At 55.9% G+C, this 15,902-nt stretch carries 14 protein-coding genes and 1 other RNA gene; 6 read left to right on the top strand and 9 right to left on the bottom strand.

Going from position 1 to position 15,902, the window contains the following annotated elements; genetic code table 11:
• Window positions 1-3 precede the first annotated feature (3 nt).
• Complete coding sequence (locus ACHZBF_RS10275) at window positions 4-1,461, top strand: circularly permuted type 2 ATP-grasp protein (protein WP_029132728.1); 1,458 nt, start codon at window positions 4-6, stop codon at window positions 1,459-1,461.
• A gap of 1 nt (window position 1,462) precedes the next feature.
• The gene (locus ACHZBF_RS10270) at window positions 1,463-2,383 is read left to right on the top strand and encodes an alpha-E domain-containing protein (RefSeq protein WP_029132729.1); all 921 of its coding nucleotides are present in this window, start codon (window positions 1,463-1,465) and stop codon (window positions 2,381-2,383) included.
• Between the two features lie 13 nt (window positions 2,384-2,396).
• Here the strand turns inward: ACHZBF_RS10270 and ACHZBF_RS10265 are convergent, their stop codons facing one another.
• From ACHZBF_RS10265 to smpB, 7 genes are all read right to left on the bottom strand, one after another.
• Window positions 2,397-3,239 carry a universal stress protein gene (locus ACHZBF_RS10265; RefSeq protein WP_321528366.1) on the bottom strand — a complete coding sequence of 281 codons (843 nt, stop codon included), beginning with the start codon at window positions 3,237-3,239 and terminating at the stop codon, window positions 2,397-2,399.
• 14 nt (window positions 3,240-3,253) lie between these two features.
• Window positions 3,254-4,732, bottom strand: a complete 1,479-nt coding sequence (locus tag ACHZBF_RS10260; RefSeq protein ID WP_029132731.1) for a SulP family inorganic anion transporter — start codon at window positions 4,730-4,732, stop codon at window positions 3,254-3,256.
• 952 nt (window positions 4,733-5,684) lie between these two features.
• Window positions 5,685-6,518, bottom strand: a complete 834-nt coding sequence (locus ACHZBF_RS10255; RefSeq protein ID WP_335342966.1) for a class I SAM-dependent methyltransferase — start codon at window positions 6,516-6,518, stop codon at window positions 5,685-5,687.
• Window positions 6,519-6,652: 134 nt separating this feature from the next.
• Complete coding sequence (locus ACHZBF_RS10250; protein ID WP_321528364.1) at window positions 6,653-8,203, bottom strand: winged helix-turn-helix domain-containing protein; 1,551 nt, start codon at window positions 8,201-8,203, stop codon at window positions 6,653-6,655.
• A gap of 249 nt (window positions 8,204-8,452) precedes the next feature.
• Window positions 8,453-9,430, bottom strand: a complete 978-nt coding sequence (locus ACHZBF_RS10245; protein WP_321528363.1) for a calcium/sodium antiporter — start codon at window positions 9,428-9,430, stop codon at window positions 8,453-8,455.
• Window positions 9,431-9,879: 449 nt separating this feature from the next.
• Window positions 9,880-10,256: a transfer-messenger RNA gene (ssrA, locus tag ACHZBF_RS10240) on the bottom strand.
• A gap of 98 nt (window positions 10,257-10,354) precedes the next feature.
• Window positions 10,355-10,837, bottom strand: coding sequence for an SsrA-binding protein SmpB (gene smpB / locus ACHZBF_RS10235; protein ID WP_273437415.1), 483 nt, complete (start codon window positions 10,835-10,837; stop codon window positions 10,355-10,357).
• A gap of 180 nt (window positions 10,838-11,017) precedes the next feature.
• Here smpB and ACHZBF_RS10230 point away from each other — a divergent pair, with 180 nt between their 5' ends.
• The 3 genes from ACHZBF_RS10230 to ACHZBF_RS10220 are packed head-to-tail and all read left to right on the top strand — an operon-like array spanning window position 11,018 to window position 13,130.
• Window positions 11,018-12,391 (top strand): sodium-dependent transporter, encoded by a 1,374-nt coding sequence (locus tag ACHZBF_RS10230; protein WP_273437417.1) that lies wholly within the window; start codon window positions 11,018-11,020, stop codon window positions 12,389-12,391.
• Complete coding sequence (locus ACHZBF_RS10225; protein ID WP_029134382.1) at window positions 12,392-12,829, top strand: type II toxin-antitoxin system RatA family toxin; 438 nt, start codon at window positions 12,392-12,394, stop codon at window positions 12,827-12,829.
• On the top strand, window positions 12,819-13,130 hold the full coding sequence (locus tag ACHZBF_RS10220) for an RnfH family protein (RefSeq protein ID WP_394707566.1): 312 nt from the start codon (window positions 12,819-12,821) through the stop codon (window positions 13,128-13,130). Before ACHZBF_RS10225 ends, ACHZBF_RS10220 begins: the two co-directional genes overlap by 11 nt.
• 51 nt (window positions 13,131-13,181) lie before the next feature.
• On the opposite strand, the gene ACHZBF_RS10215 is transcribed toward ACHZBF_RS10220, so the two are convergent.
• Window positions 13,182-13,676 (bottom strand): outer membrane protein assembly factor BamE, encoded by a 495-nt coding sequence (locus ACHZBF_RS10215; protein ID WP_321528362.1) that lies wholly within the window; start codon window positions 13,674-13,676, stop codon window positions 13,182-13,184.
• 93 nt (window positions 13,677-13,769) lie between these two features.
• Between ACHZBF_RS10215 and fur the strand changes: the two genes are divergently transcribed.
• Window positions 13,770-14,198 carry a ferric iron uptake transcriptional regulator gene (gene fur, locus ACHZBF_RS10210; protein ID WP_273437419.1) on the top strand — a complete coding sequence of 143 codons (429 nt, stop codon included), beginning with the start codon at window positions 13,770-13,772 and terminating at the stop codon, window positions 14,196-14,198.
• 32 nt (window positions 14,199-14,230) lie between these two features.
• Here the strand turns inward: fur and recN are convergent, their stop codons facing one another.
• On the bottom strand, window positions 14,231-15,901 hold the full coding sequence (gene recN / locus ACHZBF_RS10205; RefSeq protein ID WP_321528361.1) for a DNA repair protein RecN: 1,671 nt from the start codon (window positions 15,899-15,901) through the stop codon (window positions 14,231-14,233).
• Window position 15,902: the final 1 nt, after the last annotated feature.

The following is a 15,902-nucleotide window of genomic DNA, read 5'->3' as shown; positions in this document are numbered from 1 at the left end:
TGTATGACTATTCGTTGGGGCAGTTACAAGGTAAAGGGGTTCTACGACGAACTGATTCGCGTAACCGGGAAACCGAGACCCGCGGCATTGGCGCTCTGCCAATATCTGCGGGATCTTTCAGATCAGGAGATTGAAGAGTACAAGTCAGCGTCCGAAATGGCCATCAGCGTCATGGGCATTACCTTTACGGTGTACAGTGAGGAAGAGGGCTCAATTGATCGGGCCTGGCCGTTCGATATTATCCCCCGCATTATCCCCAAGTCGGAATGGACCCAGGTGGAAACCGGGCTCAAGCAGCGGGTTCGGGCACTCAACTGTTTCATTGATGACATCTACCACGACCAGAATATCGTTAAGGCAGGGCTGTTTCCCGCTGGTCTGCTGGAGAACTCCGTCAACTTCCGCAAACAGTGTATCGGCATTGATCCGCCGGGTGGCATCTGGGCACACATCTGTGGCTCTGATCTGGTGCGGGATAAAGATGGTGTCATCTATGTGCTGGAGGATAATCTGCGGGTTCCTTCCGGTGTATCCTACATGTTGGAAAACCGTCAGGTAATGAAGCGGGTGTTTCCCGATCTGTTCGAGAACCAGAATATACTTCCGGTTGACGATTATCCCTCCAAGCTTTACGACATGCTCGCCGCACTGTCTCCTCGGGAAACCGAACGGCCGGAAATTGTTGTACTCACCCCCGGTATTTATAACTCGGCCTATTTTGAACACGCTTATCTTGCCCAGCAAATGGGTGCCGAGTTGGTGGAGGGCGGTGATCTGCTGGTGGAGAAAGACAATTGCGTCTATATGCGCACGGTCGATGGCTTGTCGCGGGTTGACGTGATCTACCGGCGTATCGATGACCTGTTCCTGGATCCGGAGGTGTTTCATCCAGACTCCTATCTGGGGGTGCCGGGACTGATCCGTGCCTGGAAGGCAGGCAATGTTGCCCTGGCCAATGCGCCCGGTGCGGGTGTGGCCGATGACAAGGTGGTTTACGCGTTTGTCCCGGAGTTTATTCGCTACTATCTTGATGAGGAGCCTCTGGTCGGCAACGTACCTACCTATAAATGTGTGGATAAGAAGGATAAGGATTACGTGCTGGAGCATATCGGGGAACTGGTGGTGAAACCGGCTAATGAGTCAGGCGGTTACGGGATGTTGATTGGCCCGCATGCCACCGCTAAGGAGCGGGAACAGTTTAAAAAACTGATACGCAAGGATCCGCGTAACTATATTGCACAGCCCATGCTGACCCTGTCCACGGCACCAACCCTGGTCAATAACCGGGCCGAACCGCGGCATCTTGATCTGCGACCATTTATTCTCAGTTCGCCAAATGATGTTTATGTCACGACCGGAGGCCTGACCCGCGTCGCATTGCGCAAGGGTTCTATTGTCGTAAACTCATCCCAGGGTGGCGGCAGCAAGGATACCTGGATCGTGGACGACGAGGGGAGCTAGCATGCTGTCACGGGTGGCTGAAAACATCTACTGGATGGCCAGGTACATTGAACGTGCGGAAAATACCGCGCGCCTTATCATGGTCAACACCAATCTGTTGCTGGATTTGCCCAAGGGTCTGCAACCGGGTTGGCAGCCGATTATCGAGATCCTCGGAACAGAGGAGTATTTTCTTCAACACTATGAAGAATTCAACGAGCGCTCTGTACTCAAGTTTCTGATTGCCGATCCCCAGAGTCCCAGTTCAATACTGCATTCACTGCGATTGGCACGGGAAAACGCCCGTACCATTCGCGATATTATTCCGCGTGAAGCCTGGGAGCAGGTCAATGACCTGTATCTGATGGCGAAGGGTAATGCGACCAGTGGCTACTCAAAAAAAGGCCGCTACGATTACCTGAAGCACATAGTCCTGGGAGCCCAGACCATTACCGGCCTGCTGGCCGGAACCATGCTGCATGATGTCGGCTACGATTTTCTGCGCATGGGGCGCAATCTGGAACGGGCCGAGATGACCACGCGCATTATTGATGTGCGTTCCGCCAATCTGCTGGAAGAGCACGAAGGGCTGACGCCATTTGAAAACATCCAGTGGATGAGCGTGCTCAAATCCCTTACCGCCTATCAGATGTACCGCCGCAATATTCAGGTTCGGGTCAGACGCAAGGATGTGCTCAAGTTTCTGCTCAAGGATAAGAAGTTTCCCCGCTCGTTTTTTCACACTTTGCTGGAAGTGAAAAGCTGTCTGCAGAATCTGCCGCGCAATGAGGCGTCAATTGCACTACTGAACGAAGTTGGAAAAAAGGTGTTGCGTGCCGATCAGGCGATCCTGCAACAGGATGAACTGCACCGCTTTATCGATGAGCTGCAAGTCGGACTGGCCGAACTGAACCAGTCAATTACCCAGACCTATTTCCAGTGACGGCGGTATCGGCCTAGCGCAGCAGCAGTACCGGTACAGATGCATTGCGAATCACGCTGGTGGTGGTGCTTCCCACCAGGAAACGGCGAATCACCGAATGGCCGTAAGCGCCCATGATCAGCAGGTCGATAGCATGGTCTGACCGGTAGTCGCACAGCACCCGTTCAACTTCGCCATCTATAATACGGGCTTCGGTCTTGAAGCCGGCATCCTCAAGGGTCGATGTTGCCCAGGCGAGCTGTTCACGTGCCGTGTCACTCTCCACACCCACCATCACCAAGTGACAGGGCAGGCCACGAAACAGCGGGCTGCTGGCAACCATCTCCACTCCTTTGCGAGTGGTGGGGCTGCCGTCAAAGGCGAGCATTACCCGTTCGGGCACCTTGAAACTGGCGGTGGTGATGAGGATCGGACGGTGCAGGGTACGCACCACGTTTTCCAGGCGACTACCGATGTGCTGACTCAAGTGATCTTCATGTTTGCCCAACACCAACAGACGAATATCCGTCTCCATCTCGATCAGCGTCTCTACCAGACTGCCGTGACGCTGCCGACTCCCAGGGTTCTCGATGCCCTGGGCAATGGCGCGTTGCCTGGCGGCATCCAGCATCAGTTTTCCCTGCTCCAGGGCCAGTTTACCGCGTTGCTCGTCCAGTGCGGCCAGCTCATCCAGCAGGGCTTCCCGGCTGCCCAGGCCGATATTACCGCTGAGATTGCTCTCGGTCGGATATTCTGATTTATCCAGTACATGAAGAAATTCCAACGGGGCATTGAAACGCAGGCTGGCCCAGACGGCATAATCACAAACTGCCGGGGAGATGTTGGTGCCGTCGATACAGGCAATCACTTGGGTCATCGTCTACTCCTCGTTCAATGGCTCATCAGCTTTTCTATGGCAGCCGGATTGTCATGCACGGCGAATCGGTCGACCACGGTGGCACTGGCCTCGTTGAGTCCGATCAGTTCCACCGCTGTACCTTCACGGCGAAACTTGAGTACCACTTTGTCCAGTGCCGCCACCGCCGTGATATCCCAGAAGTGCGCCTGATACAGATCGATGACTACTTTATCCACTACTTCCTTGAAGTCAAAGAACTCGACGAACTTTTCCGCCGAGGCGAAAAATACCTGGCCCACCACCCGGTAGGTGCGCAGCGTACCATCCTCACTGAGTTCTGATCGCACATGCTTGAACCGGGCTACTTTATTGGCGAAGAACATGGCAGCCAGCAGTACCCCGACGAATACCCCAAAAGCCAGATTGTGGGTGGCCACCACCACCAGCACGGTGCTGGTCATGACGATATTGGTGCTCAGCGGATGCTTCTTCAGGTTGCGCAGCGACTCCCAGCTGAAGGTGCCGATTGAGACCATGATCATCACCGCTACCAGTGCGGCCATCGGGATACGTGCCACCCAATCACCCAGAAACACAACCATCAACAACAGCACCACACCCGCTGTCAGGGTTGACAGGCGTGTGCGGCCACCGGATTTCACATTGATCACCGACTGACCGATCATGGCGCATCCCGCCATGCCACCCAGCATGCCGGAGGCGATGTTGGCCACCCCCTGTCCCTTGCACTCGCGATTCTTATCGCTGCCGGTATCCGTCAGGTCATCGATGATGGTGGCCGTCATCAGTGATTCCAGCAGTCCGACTACCGCCAGGGAGACCGAATAGGGGAAGATGATAGTCAGGGTTTCAAACGTCAGCGGTACATCCGGCCAGAGAAAAACCGGCAGCGTATCGGGTAATTCACCCATGTCACCCACGGTGCGAATATCCAGATCCAGTCCGATGGCAATGGCAGTCAGCACCACAATGGTGACCAGCGGAGAGGGGATGGCACGGGTGAGGTAAGGAAACAGATAGATAATGGCGAGGCCACCGGCCGTCATGGCATAGACATGCCAGGTCACGCCGGTCAATTCCGGCAGCTGGGCCATGAAGATGAGGATAGCCAGGGCATTGACAAAGCCGGTCACCACCGAGCGTGAGACAAAGCGCATCAACGAACCCAGCTTCAGGTAGCCGGCACCGATCTGCAGCAAGCCGGTCAGCAGTGTTGCTGCCAGCAGGTATTCCAGTCCATGCTCCCGGACCAGGGTCACCATCAGCAGTGCCATGGCGCCGGTGGCGGCCGAGATCATGCCCGGTCGTCCGCCGGTAAAGGCGATCACCACGGCAATACAGAAGGAGGCATACAGGCCTACCTTTGGGTCAACCCCGGCGATGATGGAGAAGGCGATTGCCTCCGGGATCAGCGCCAGTGCCACCACGAGACCAGCCAGCAAATCACCGCGGATATTGCTGAGCCAGCTATTTCTGAACGATACAACCATAAACAACTTCCAAAACAGTGATCGACTGAATTCTGCGAGCAGCGTCCCGGCCTGCCGTCTGGTTCAATGCTCATGCCATATTTCATGCTGCGAGCAACATCGGCCCAAGGCCGTCAAAGGACGCTGGAGTATCGGCTGGTTTTTAAATCAACGGGGTAGGGGGGTGGACTACAATCCCATGCTTTGATAGGCGGTGTAGGCGGAGTGATCCCGGGTTCGCGAACTGATTTTTGATCCTGCAGACTGCTCTGTGTGACTGAAGGGGCGCGATGCTAGCACAGTTCAAGGATGGGTGCATCCTGGGTTCCGGACGAGAGTGGCAGACCGACGCATGTCACAATTAACGCTATAGTTGATTGTAACCCATCGTTTCCGCTCAATTTATCCTGATGCTGACGGGGTTGAAGCTTGTACCGCTCAGAACAAACGGATATCGGCCGATAGGAGGTAGGGAGATGCGCGCGGCGACTTATGATGTGCATAGTGTAATTACGGGCAGACACCTGATGCAGTGGGGGCCAGGTGTTTTGATGGTCATCACGCTGACCGGCTGCTTCCATACCACCCCAACAGGCACCACGGCGACGATTCCCAACTGTAGCGGAGCGGGATGCTGCTGCAACTCACCAATAGAGCACTACAATCCGTCTGCGGGCAGTTGGCCTGATTGTGCCACGGGCTTCACCTGCAAGGGGATGCAGCCGGGCGGTGTGGTTCACCCCGCCGGTTTCCGTGTGGATGTCAATGTCTGCCAGGTAAATGGGGCGCCTCTGACGGCCCCGTTGATGATCAAACCGGGAGAGCCATCTTTTTGCCGTACTGATTTATAGCATTGTGTGGGGGCGTCGTGTGGGCCGCCGAGTGTGTGGCGCCGACCTTGGATATGTTCATGAACGATTCTCCTCGTGGGTGACCCGCAACCCGGGTGAGGGCTGCGGTCACCCGCCACGACTTAGCGAATGATGACTACTTCGAGATAATCGGATGGCACCAGCATCGGCCCTCTTGCCGCCCGGTTGTGCGTGGCGATCAGTTGCATGATGTCATCTCGCAGTGATGCACCTGCCTGGTCGTCCAGGGCCTCAAAGGCCTTCAACATCGGACCGTAGAACTTGCTGAAGACGTCGAGCCAATGTTCCGGCGAGTTATAGCGGAACATGAACTGGCGCGGCCTCGCGTGGATATCGGATACCCGTGAACCGAAATGTGTATCCAGAAAACTCTGCGTGCCCCAGGTAGCTGGAGAGTTGATCCCGGCAGGCGGCGGCAGATAACGCCCGATAACCTTGAAAAGCTGGCCGATGAATCCATCCGGTGTCCAGTTGGCCAGGCCGATCTTTCCACCGGGTTTGCAGACACGTAGCAGCTCGCTGGCGGCCTGAGGCTGGTTTGGAGTGAACATCACGCCGAAAGTGGAGACGACGTTATCGAAAGCCGCATCGGCAAACGGCAGATCCTCTGCATCGGCCTCCCGGTAATCGATGGCGAGGCCATCGGCAGCGGCGCGACGTCTCGATTGATCCAAGAGGGAGGGCACATAGTCGGTCGATACGACTTTGCAGAAACGGCGTGCGGCGGCCAGGGAAACATTGCCATTGCCGCTGGCGACATCGAGCACGGTTTGCCCGGCGTACAGGTCCATGGATTCACAGAGCAGTTCGCCGGTGATCTGTAGGGTGACCCCGACTCGGCCGTAGTCGCCAGCTCCCCAAGTAGTCTGCTGCTTGGTCTTGATGGCGTTGTAGTCGGGCATGGTGGCAGTGGTAGAGCTAGTCGCGGTTTGCATATTCATCTCCAGTGCAGTTGGGTCGGTTACAGCCGACACAAGGAGAGTGTCTGGCTGTCAGGAGATAGCTTAGGTATGGACCCTGTACGGTGCTTGAGGAGAACTTGTATTTTTCTTGGGGAATGGGTGAGGGTTCAGAAATTGCCCGTCGTGGGGCGTCGGAGCTTAAGCAACGCTTCGCCCAAATCCCGGCCGAGCAGGGAGTGCACTTGCAGCCGCGACAGATCCGGCTTGATACGATAGGCATCCTCCAGTGCGGCGTGCGCCTGCTGATTTTCGTTCCGTGCGAGATAGGCACCGGCAAGCACCACGCGCGCCATAAAGTTGCGGTCGTCACGTTGGCAGGCGAGTTGGCCCTGGTGCAGGGCATCTTCATAGTCGCCGGACAGCAGCAGGCCGGCCGTCAATACCGAGCCCCAGATCGATAGGCGACTGTCGAGTGGGCTGATCGCAATGCCGTGGCGTATATGGGCGATGCCCTCGTCGAGCCGCTGGTGCAGAATGCACGCGGCACCCAGCGCAGCCCAGGCTTGGGCGTTGGCCGGATTGAGTTCGATGGCATTGCGCAGAATTGGCAGTGCGCGATCGGGCTGCCCGATATCTGCCAGGGCGCAACCGGAGTAACCGAGCACTGTGGAGTCCAAGCTGTCCAGTTCCAATGACATTTCGGCTGCCTTGAGTGCCTCGTGCTTGGCCTGTTCGCGATCTTTCAATAGTCCAACACGGTGGCCGAATCCGAGTACTAAGGACAGTAAAGATGGTGCGAGCGCAAATTCAGGCTCACACTGCCAGCTCCGGCGAAGGATTTCTGCTGCTTGGGCAAAGGAATCGTGATGCCAACCCTTGAGGGCGAGCATCGAGCTCGCCTCCAGAAACAGTGAGCGGCCGTTCTCTTCATTGTCCACGGAACCAACCAGGCGGGCGATAGCGCGATAGAGTTGCGGTTCTAATTTGGCGGTAATTGCGACCACCCCCTCCTGCAATGCGGCACCAACCGATCTCGAAACAACGAACCGTTCGGACCACAATCTAAACCCTGTCCGCGCATCGGCTAGTCCCACATTGATGTGATGATGCCCCTCCACCAACTGCACACTGGATTCCAGCACAAAATTTACGCCGAGGTCTTCGTGTATTTGCCGCGCGCTAGGTGTGACCTCCAGGTCAGCATAGCGGTGGGTGCGTGCGCTGAGCCGCAGCAGCGGTATACGCGTCAGGATCGCAAGCAGTTCCATCGTCAGTCCGCTGGCGAGCTGAATCGATTCAGGTTGATCGGACAGTGGTCGGAACGGAAGCACTAATAGGGATGGATCATCGTTGCGATCTGAAGCGGCAGTTTTGGAAGGTTGCCCGGAAATCTCATTAGTAGCCGGGGCGTCGCGGATCACCCCTGCGTAAAAGCGGAATCCACGCCCGCGCACCGTTTGAATGTAACGCTGGGCAGCGCCGCTGTCGCCGATCGCCTTGCGTGCGCTCTTGATACAGGTAGATATGGTGGCATCAGATACGAATCGACCGTTCCAGAGCAATTCGACCAATTGCTCGCGACTGAATACCTGGTTGGGGTGTTGGGCAAAATGCGCGATCAAGTCGAATACCTTGGGTTCCAACTTGCATGGTTGATCGTTTCGGCGCAGCTCGTAACGCGTTGTGTCAATGACAAAGTCGTCGAAACTGAGCCGCATGGTCTATTCGGTCCTTTGAAATGGAGAGAAAAGTGGTGTGCTAGATTGCTTAAGGAAAGGATAGTAGCGCTTCTGGTAGAATTCCACGGCTGCAAATTTCCTGTAACAGCCATGGAACGGGTACAGATGATGAAGGTGAAATATTTGGAGGCTGGGGCGGTGGCGTTTCACTACCTGGCGTCAAACCGTAACAACTTCACATCCGATTTTCGGGTGCCGGTTCGGTTCCTGAATCGGAATCAAATAGGCCTATGCCTGCCCGCCTAAAACTGTGCTGATCAGGTAGGCCGTATAACCCACGTAACAGGCAAGCAGCACCGCGCCCTCGACACGATTAATACGACCCGGCCCACGGAACCCGTAGCCGATAACGAACAGCGACAGGGTGAGGGCTGCCATCACCAGCATGTCCCGATTGAAGACTTCCGGCCCCACTGCGAGAGGATGAATCGTACCGGCGATCCCCACCACTGCCAGAGTGTTGAACAAGTTGGATCCCAGGATATTTCCCAGAGCGATGTCATGCTCTCCTTTGCGAGCGGCAATCACCGATGAGGCGAGTTCCGGCAGCGAGGTGCCAATCGCTACAACGGTCAGTCCGATGATCAGGTCATCGACCTCAAAGACATGTGCGATCTCCACCGCGCCCCAGACCAGGATGCGGGAGCTCACGATGAGCAGCGCCAGCCCCACCACCAACCAGAAGACAGCCCGGCGGACAGGCATGTCGCGAACGTCCAGTTCCTGCTCCATCTCGCTTCCCAGCGCATCCTCTTTTTTCCGCAGCCCCTGCCAGATGGTCCAGGCCATCAGGCCGCCGAACACCGCTAGCAGCGTGATGGCATCGAACCGGGTGATTTCGCCATCCCAGATCTGCCAGGCAGCCAGGGCGGTCATTACCATGAGGATGGGCAGTTCCTTGCGCAGCACCTGCGAATGTACGGCGATGGGGCTGATCAGGGCCGTCACCCCGAGGATCAGGGCGATGTTGGTGATATTTGAGCCATAGGCGTTACCCAGCGCAATCCCCGGATTGCCCTGCGAGGCGGCCAATGCCGACACCACCATTTCCGGCGCGGAGGTGCCGAAGCCGACAATTACCATGCCGATCAGCAGCGGAGGCATGCCGAAATGGCGGGCCGCGGCCGCGGAGCCTTCGACAAACCGGTCGGCGCTCCAGACAAGAAGGGCCAAGCCAAAAACGATAGCGATAACGGCCAGTGTCATAAAGTTTCTGTTCCCATTTTCAGGCTGGAAGCCTGCGTTTCCCTCCTGGAATACTCGAGCTTGGTATAGCAAGAGAATGCTGGACTTGCCATAGACTCTCTTTTCAGAAATCGACCAGGCGGGGAACGTTCCTGCTGCGAGTATTTTGCAAGGGGACCTTACCACTCGAGCCCGGTCGTATTATCAATATGGACCGGCTTGCTTTGTTGCCGGCGGCAGTTATCCAGAATAGCCATATAACGGAATTCTTTTCCGATTCCGACTGTACCTGCCGATTCCACTCTTGACGAGTTGTTCTGTTGCAGCTGATAGTTGCACCCGGTTTACCTCAGTCTGAACTACTTGAAATATTCGAATTGCTGACATTCGGGACCGAAGTCGAGTCGCGGGTTGTCATCTGTACTGCCTAAAAATGCAAAAGGGCCACCTTCCGGTGACCCTTTTTCATTTGGTGGAGGCGGCGGGAATCGAACCCGCGTCCGCAAGCACTCCGCCTTTGGCTCTACATGCTTAGTTCCGCCGATTATTTTTAACTGGCTACTGCCCGGCAAACAGGGCGTGTAGACAGCGATTCCGGTTAAGTTTTAGCGATGCCGTCCCGGACGTACATTATCGCGATCTTGTGAGCTATGACGCCTGAAATGTCCCGAGGGACTCTGGACGCACAAGCACGGCTCCAGTCAGACGGCTTCTACCGGTTATTAAGCGGCGAGAGCGTAGTTGTCGTCGTTGGCAACTATAGTGTTACAGACTTATTTACGAGGCTGTCTGTATCCTCGGCATGCACCTCAGGTTTCATCACCCACGTCGAAGCCATGTCGCCCCCTGGGTAAACCCAACAGACAGTATACAGGCTCTGTTGGTTCCTTGTCCCCTATATTGGGTGACTGAATGCTTTTTTCAATAGATTGTTTTTTTGCTGGCTCAGTGGGCCTTAAGAATGCGCTGTTTGTCCCGGTCCCAGTCCCGGTTCTTTTCGGTTTCCCGCTTGTCATGCAACTGCTTGCCCTTGGCCAGGCCAACCTCGAGCTTGACCTTGCCCTTCTTCCAGTACAGGGCGATCGGGACCAGTGTGTAGCCTTTGCGCTCGACCATGCCGATCAGTTTGTCCAGCTCTTGCCTGTGCAACAGGAGCTTGCGGGAGCGCATCGGCTCCGGCTTGATGTGGGTTGAGGCGCTGAGCAGCGGGGTGATGTTGGTGCCGATCAGCGAGGCTTCGCCATTTCTGATGAATACGTAACTGTCGGTGAGTTGCACCCGGCCCTCACGCAGGCTTTTGACTTCCCAGCCCTGGAGCGAGATGCCCGCCTCATAGCGTTCTTCAATGAAGTACTCATGTCTCGCCTTCTTGTTCAGGGCGATGGTTGAACTGCCTTGTCCGGACTGCTTTTTCGATTTTTTTGCCATGCGGCGAATTGTATGTGACAGGGTGGGGCGGAGGCTAGTGGGATGTTGCAGATTACCCATGTTTGCGGACCGTTTACTTGTGCTGATTGGGGAATTCGCTGAAAATGCCGACTCCTTGTCTCCGGACAGGGTGGTGAACAGGCAGTCGGCCGGTCAACGAACTTGCGGAGGATTCACTCCTTGTCCAAGCGTATTTCCATTCATGGTCAGTGGTCATCACGCCTGATGTTTATTCTGGCGGCAACCGGCTCGGCCGTGGGTCTGGGCAATATCTGGAAATTCCCCTATCTTACCGGCGAAAACGGTGGCGGCGCCTTTGTCCTGGTTTATCTGCTCTGTATTGCGCTGATTGGTATCCCGATCATGATGGCGGAGGTGCTGATCGGACGACGTGGCCGTCAAAGCCCCGTCAACAGTCTGCAGGCCCTGTCGATCGAAGCTGGTGCAAGCACCACCTGGCGACTGCTGGGCTGGGCCGGCATGCTGGCCGGATTGGTTATACTCTCCTACTACAGCGTAATAGCCGGCTGGACTCTGGCCTACCTGATGCGCATGGTGAGCGGGGCGTTTGTGCGGGTGACTGCGGAAGGTGCGGGCAGCATCTTTACTCAACTGGTGGCCGACCCGGAGCGATTGCTGGCGTGGCATACCATATTTATGGTGATGACCATCAAGGTGGTCTCCCGCGGAGTCAGGAACGGTCTGGAGAAGGCGGCAAGGATCTTGATGCCGCTACTGTTTTTTCTACTTCTGGTGCTGGTGGCCTATGCTGCCAGAATCGGTGATTTCCCCCAGGCCTTCATCTACCTGTTTGAGAGTGATTTCAGCAAACTGACGCCTGCCGGGGTTTTGAGCGCGATGGGGCATGCCTTCTTTACCCTCACCCTGGGGCTGGGGGCCATGTTGGTGTACGGCTCTTATCTTCCCAATGGCGTCTCTATCGCCAGGACATCGATTCTGGTGGGTCTGCTGGATACGGTGGTGGCCTTGCTGGCCGGGCTGGCCATCTTTCCCGTTGTATTCGCCAATGATCTGGCGGCGGGTGAGGGGCCGGGACTCATTTTTCAAACGCTGCCGATCGCTTTCGGACAGATGCCCGGTGGGTCGTTCTTTGGGTCCCTGTTTTTTCTATTGCTGGTGTTTGCGGCCTGGACTTCGGCAATTGCACTGATTGAACCGCTGATCGCCTGGTTGGTTGAGAATCGTGAAATTGAGAGGATCCGGGCCTCTATCTGGACCGGAATAGTCGCCTGGCTGTTGGGGGTTGTGACAATCCTCTCCTTCAGTAGCTGGTCATTCAGTTTCAACTTCGGTGGGGTTGTTAAGCGGCATGGCCTGTTTGATGTGCTGGATATTGCCACTTCGAGTATCATACTGCCCCTGGGGGGGCTTTGTATGGCGCTGTTTGTCGGCTGGGTGATGGCTCGGGATTCCGTGGTGGATGAGCTGGGTGGTCTGGCCGGTATCGGTTTCAAGCTTTGGTATTTTATTATTCGTTTTATTACACCTGCGGCCATGCTGCTGATTTTCTTGCGGGTGATAGGAGTTTTATAGTTGCCAGTAGTCCAGAAGAGTGCCCTGGTGGCCCATTCAGCCGCCGAGATGTTTGAGCTGATCAATGATGTAGAGTCTTATCCACAGTTTCTGCCTTGGTGCAAATCCACTCAACTGCTTTCCCGTAATGAAGAGGAGTTGTGCGGCCGGCTGGAGGTTTCGCGTATCGGAATAAGCCAGACTTTTTCCACATGTAACCGGCTTTTTCCCCATGAGCGGATCGTAATCCGGCTACAGGATGGTCCGTTCAAGCGTCTGCAGGGAGAGTGGCGTTTTACCGCCTTGCGTGAGGATGCCTGTAAGGTGGAACTGGAACTCGATTTCGAGTTTTCAGGAAAGTTAATCAATTCGGCGTTTGGCGCGGTATTCAGCCAGATTGCCAACACATTAGTCGATGCATTCTGCAAACGTGCAGATGAGGTAGCCCGTGGTGAGTGAACATTTTGATATAGAAGTCGCCTATGCGAAATCCGATGAGCAGGTGATCCTGACCGTTAATGGTGAACCGGGGATTACCGTCCAACAGGCCGTTGAGCGCTCCCGCATTACCGAGCGTTTTCCGGAGATCGATCTCTCCAGCGCAAAATTCGGTGTTTTTGGCAAGGCGGCCAAGGGCGATGCCGAGCTGCAGCCGGGGGACCGGGTGGAGATCTATCGTCCACTGATCGCCGATCCCAAGGAGGCCCGCAAGAAGCGTGCGGCTGAGGGAAAACAGCTCAAGAAGGGCGGTGGGGAGTAAACTCGACAGCAGGGATTGGGGCTATCCCCAGCCCTGTTGTCATTAATGGTGTTAGTTGTCGGATTCGATGCCGACCGATTCCAATGCCCGGGAGAACAGGCCTTTGTTGTCACCGGTGTAATCGGGTACCGAAATGATGGTCTCGTCTTCCGGTTTAGCCTCGGTTGTTTCCGCTGTCGGTTGTGGACGGTAATCCCCTTCGATCCTGGTGAGGCGATCATCGGCAAAGTAGAGCGTAACCCGCTCCTGGGTAACTTCCTTGCTTCCCTGTTTCATACTATATAGGTAATCCCACCGGTCCTGGTGAAACACATCCACCAGCATGGGGGTCCCCAGCAGGTAGCTGACTTGGCTTTTCGACATGCCCGGCTTGAGTTTATTGATCGAATCCTGGTTGACTACATTGCCCTGCTGGATGTCTGGCCGATGGACCAAAGGCAGCCGATTCAATGCGTTAGGGATAGCGTCACTGACGTCCTTGACGGTGGAGCAGCCCGTGAGCAGCAGGCTTGCGCCACATACCCAATAGATGAGAAGCTTTTGCATTCACTCTTTCCGGTTTGTAAGGGAACTATCTAGTTTTAATATGGCCGGAATGATACCTGAATCACAGCATGAAAACACCTGAGGTAACTTGTTTTGGAAGATCAGGATATTAGGAAGGCGGGTCTGAAGGTCACGGCGCCTCGGGTGAAGATTCTGGAGCTGCTGGAGAAGAGCCCGGAACGGCATGTCAGCGCTGAAGATGTCTACAAGATGCTGCTGGCAGCCAATGAAGATATCGGATTGGCCACGGTCTACCGGGTACTCACTCAGTTTGAAGCGGCCGGATTGGTTGAAAAGCATCACTTCGAGGATGGCTACTCGGTTTTTGAGCTCAGCAAAGGCAAACACCACGATCATATTGTCTGTGTCACCTGCGGGCGGGTGAAGGAGTTTGTTGATGAGACTATCGAGAAACGCCAGCAGATGATTGCGGATGATCTGGGCTTTCAGATCAGTGAGCATGAGTTGGTCATCTATGGCAAGTGCCTGGACAAGAATTGCAACCGCAAAAAAAGTAGGTGAGCGGCACCCGAATGCACTTTTAAGTGTTGCAGTTATCCGTGAACCCGCTCCACCATTTCCCTGGCGTGATTCAGGGTGTGTGACGTGATCTCCACACCACCGAGCATGCGTGCAATCTCGCTTACCCGGGAATCTCCTTCCAGTCTGCCCAGGCTGGTATGGGTTTCCTGGCCATTGGATCCCTTTTCAACCAGCAGGTGCTGATGTCCCTGGGATGCCACCTGGGGCAGGTGGGTAACGCACAGCACCTGTTGGGTATTTCCCAGCTGGCGCAGCAGGCGTCCGACAATCTCCGCGATTCCGCCACCGATACCGACATCCACCTCATCAAAGATCAGGGTGGGCACTTGGGTGCAGCTGGCGGTGGCGACCTGAATTGCCAGACTGATGCGTGACAGTTCACCGCCTGATGCCACCTTGGCGAGGGGTTTGGGCGGTTGCCCCGGATTGGCGCTGACCAGAAATTCAATCTGATCGAGGCCATTTACCGAGGCCTTGGCTTCATCCAGCACCGTCACCTCCACCGCCAGCAGCCCGTTCGGCATGCCGAGTGAACGCATGCCCTCGGAAACTTGGGTGCCCAGTCGCCGGGCGGCATCCTGACGTGAGTTGCTCAGGCCGTTTGCTTGGGTCAGGTAGGCGTTCCAGAGTGTTTCAACCTGTTGTTTCAGGGTCGCCAGATGGGTATCGGCATTGTCCAGCTGATCCAGCTCCTGCTGCAGCTGATTCAACCGTGGCGGTATCTCTTCCGGTTTGCAGCGGTATTTTCTCGCCAGATCATGAATTTCCTGCAGACGCTGGTCCAGATGGGCCAGACGGGCCGGGTCGAGTTCCAGGTTGTCGGCAAAATGACGGAGCGAGGAGAGTGCTTCACTGATCTGGATTCCGGCGCTGTCCAGCAGCTCGCAGGTGCTCTTCAGTCCGGGGTCTATCCCGGCCAGATCGATCAGTTCGCCATAAGCCCGATTGATGCGGGAGAGGGCAGCGGACTCCTCGTCATCCAGCCAGCTCAGGGCGAAGTTGCATCGTTCGATGATATTTCCGGCATTGCTGAGCAGCCCATGCTCCTGAAGCAGTTCATCGAGCTCGGTTTCCCCCAGGTTTAGCGTGCCCAGCTCATTGATTTGATAACGCAGCAGGTCTATTCTGGCGGTTCGTTCTTCCACGCTGGCCTGCAGGGTGGTGAGTTGCTGTTCGGCTTCCCGCCAAGCCAGATAGCACTCGGCAGTCTCCCGGCAACGTTCGGCATGTCCCGCGAACTCATCCAGCAATTGCCGTTGGTGGTGACGTCTCAATAGTGACTGGTGGGCATGCTGGCCATGGATGTCCACCAGCTGGTTGCCCAGCTCCTGCAGGGATTTGAGCGGGGCGGGAGAACCATTGATGAAGGCGCGGGAACTGCCGTTGCGCAGCAGTACCCGGCGAATGATGCACTGGCCGTCATTATCCAGGGCGTTCTCCTCCAGCCATTGATTGACCGAGGGAAGCCCCTCGGTGTCGAAAATGGCGGTGATCTCCGCACGGTCGCAATCGTTGCGGATCATGCCGGTATCGGCGCGATCTCCCAGCACCAGCCCCAGTGCGTCCACCAGGATCGATTTTCCAGCACCGGTCTCACCCGTCAATACCGTCATGCCCGGAAGCAACTCAACCTCCAGGGTACTGACGATGGCCAGGTCTTTGATGTTTATCTGTTGCAGCATA

The organism is Sedimenticola selenatireducens (assembly GCF_963675335.2).
In the GTDB taxonomy this organism is placed as follows: Bacteria; Pseudomonadota; Gammaproteobacteria; order Chromatiales; family Chromatiaceae; genus Sedimenticola; species Sedimenticola selenatireducens.
This window is presented reverse-complemented; position numbering and strand designations above follow the sequence as displayed.

Bases quoted from the DNA above. Each gene is read 5' to 3' on its own strand.
- ACHZBF_RS10275 (WP_029132728.1), top strand. From the start codon at position 4: ATGACTATTCGTTGGGGCAGTTACAAGGTAAAGGGGTTCTACGACGAA.
- ACHZBF_RS10270 (WP_029132729.1), top strand. From the start codon at position 1,463: ATGCTGTCACGGGTGGCTGAAAACATCTACTGGATGGCCAGGTACATT.
- ACHZBF_RS10265 (WP_321528366.1), bottom strand. From the start codon at position 3,239: ATGACCCAAGTGATTGCCTGTATCGACGGCACCAACATCTCCCCGGCA.
- ACHZBF_RS10260 (WP_029132731.1), bottom strand. From the start codon at position 4,732: ATGGTTGTATCGTTCAGAAATAGCTGGCTCAGCAATATCCGCGGTGAT.
- ACHZBF_RS10255 (WP_335342966.1), bottom strand. From the start codon at position 6,518: ATGCAAACCGCGACTAGCTCTACCACTGCCACCATGCCCGACTACAAC.
- ACHZBF_RS10250 (WP_321528364.1), bottom strand. From the start codon at position 8,203: ATGCGGCTCAGTTTCGACGACTTTGTCATTGACACAACGCGTTACGAG.
- ACHZBF_RS10245 (WP_321528363.1), bottom strand. From the start codon at position 9,430: ATGACACTGGCCGTTATCGCTATCGTTTTTGGCTTGGCCCTTCTTGTC.
- smpB (WP_273437415.1), bottom strand. From the start codon at position 10,837: ATGGCAAAAAAATCGAAAAAGCAGTCCGGACAAGGCAGTTCAACCATC.
- ACHZBF_RS10215 (WP_321528362.1), bottom strand. From the start codon at position 13,676: ATGCAAAAGCTTCTCATCTATTGGGTATGTGGCGCAAGCCTGCTGCTC.
- recN (WP_321528361.1), bottom strand. From the start codon at position 15,901: ATGCTGCAACAGATAAACATCAAAGACCTGGCCATCGTCAGTACCCTG.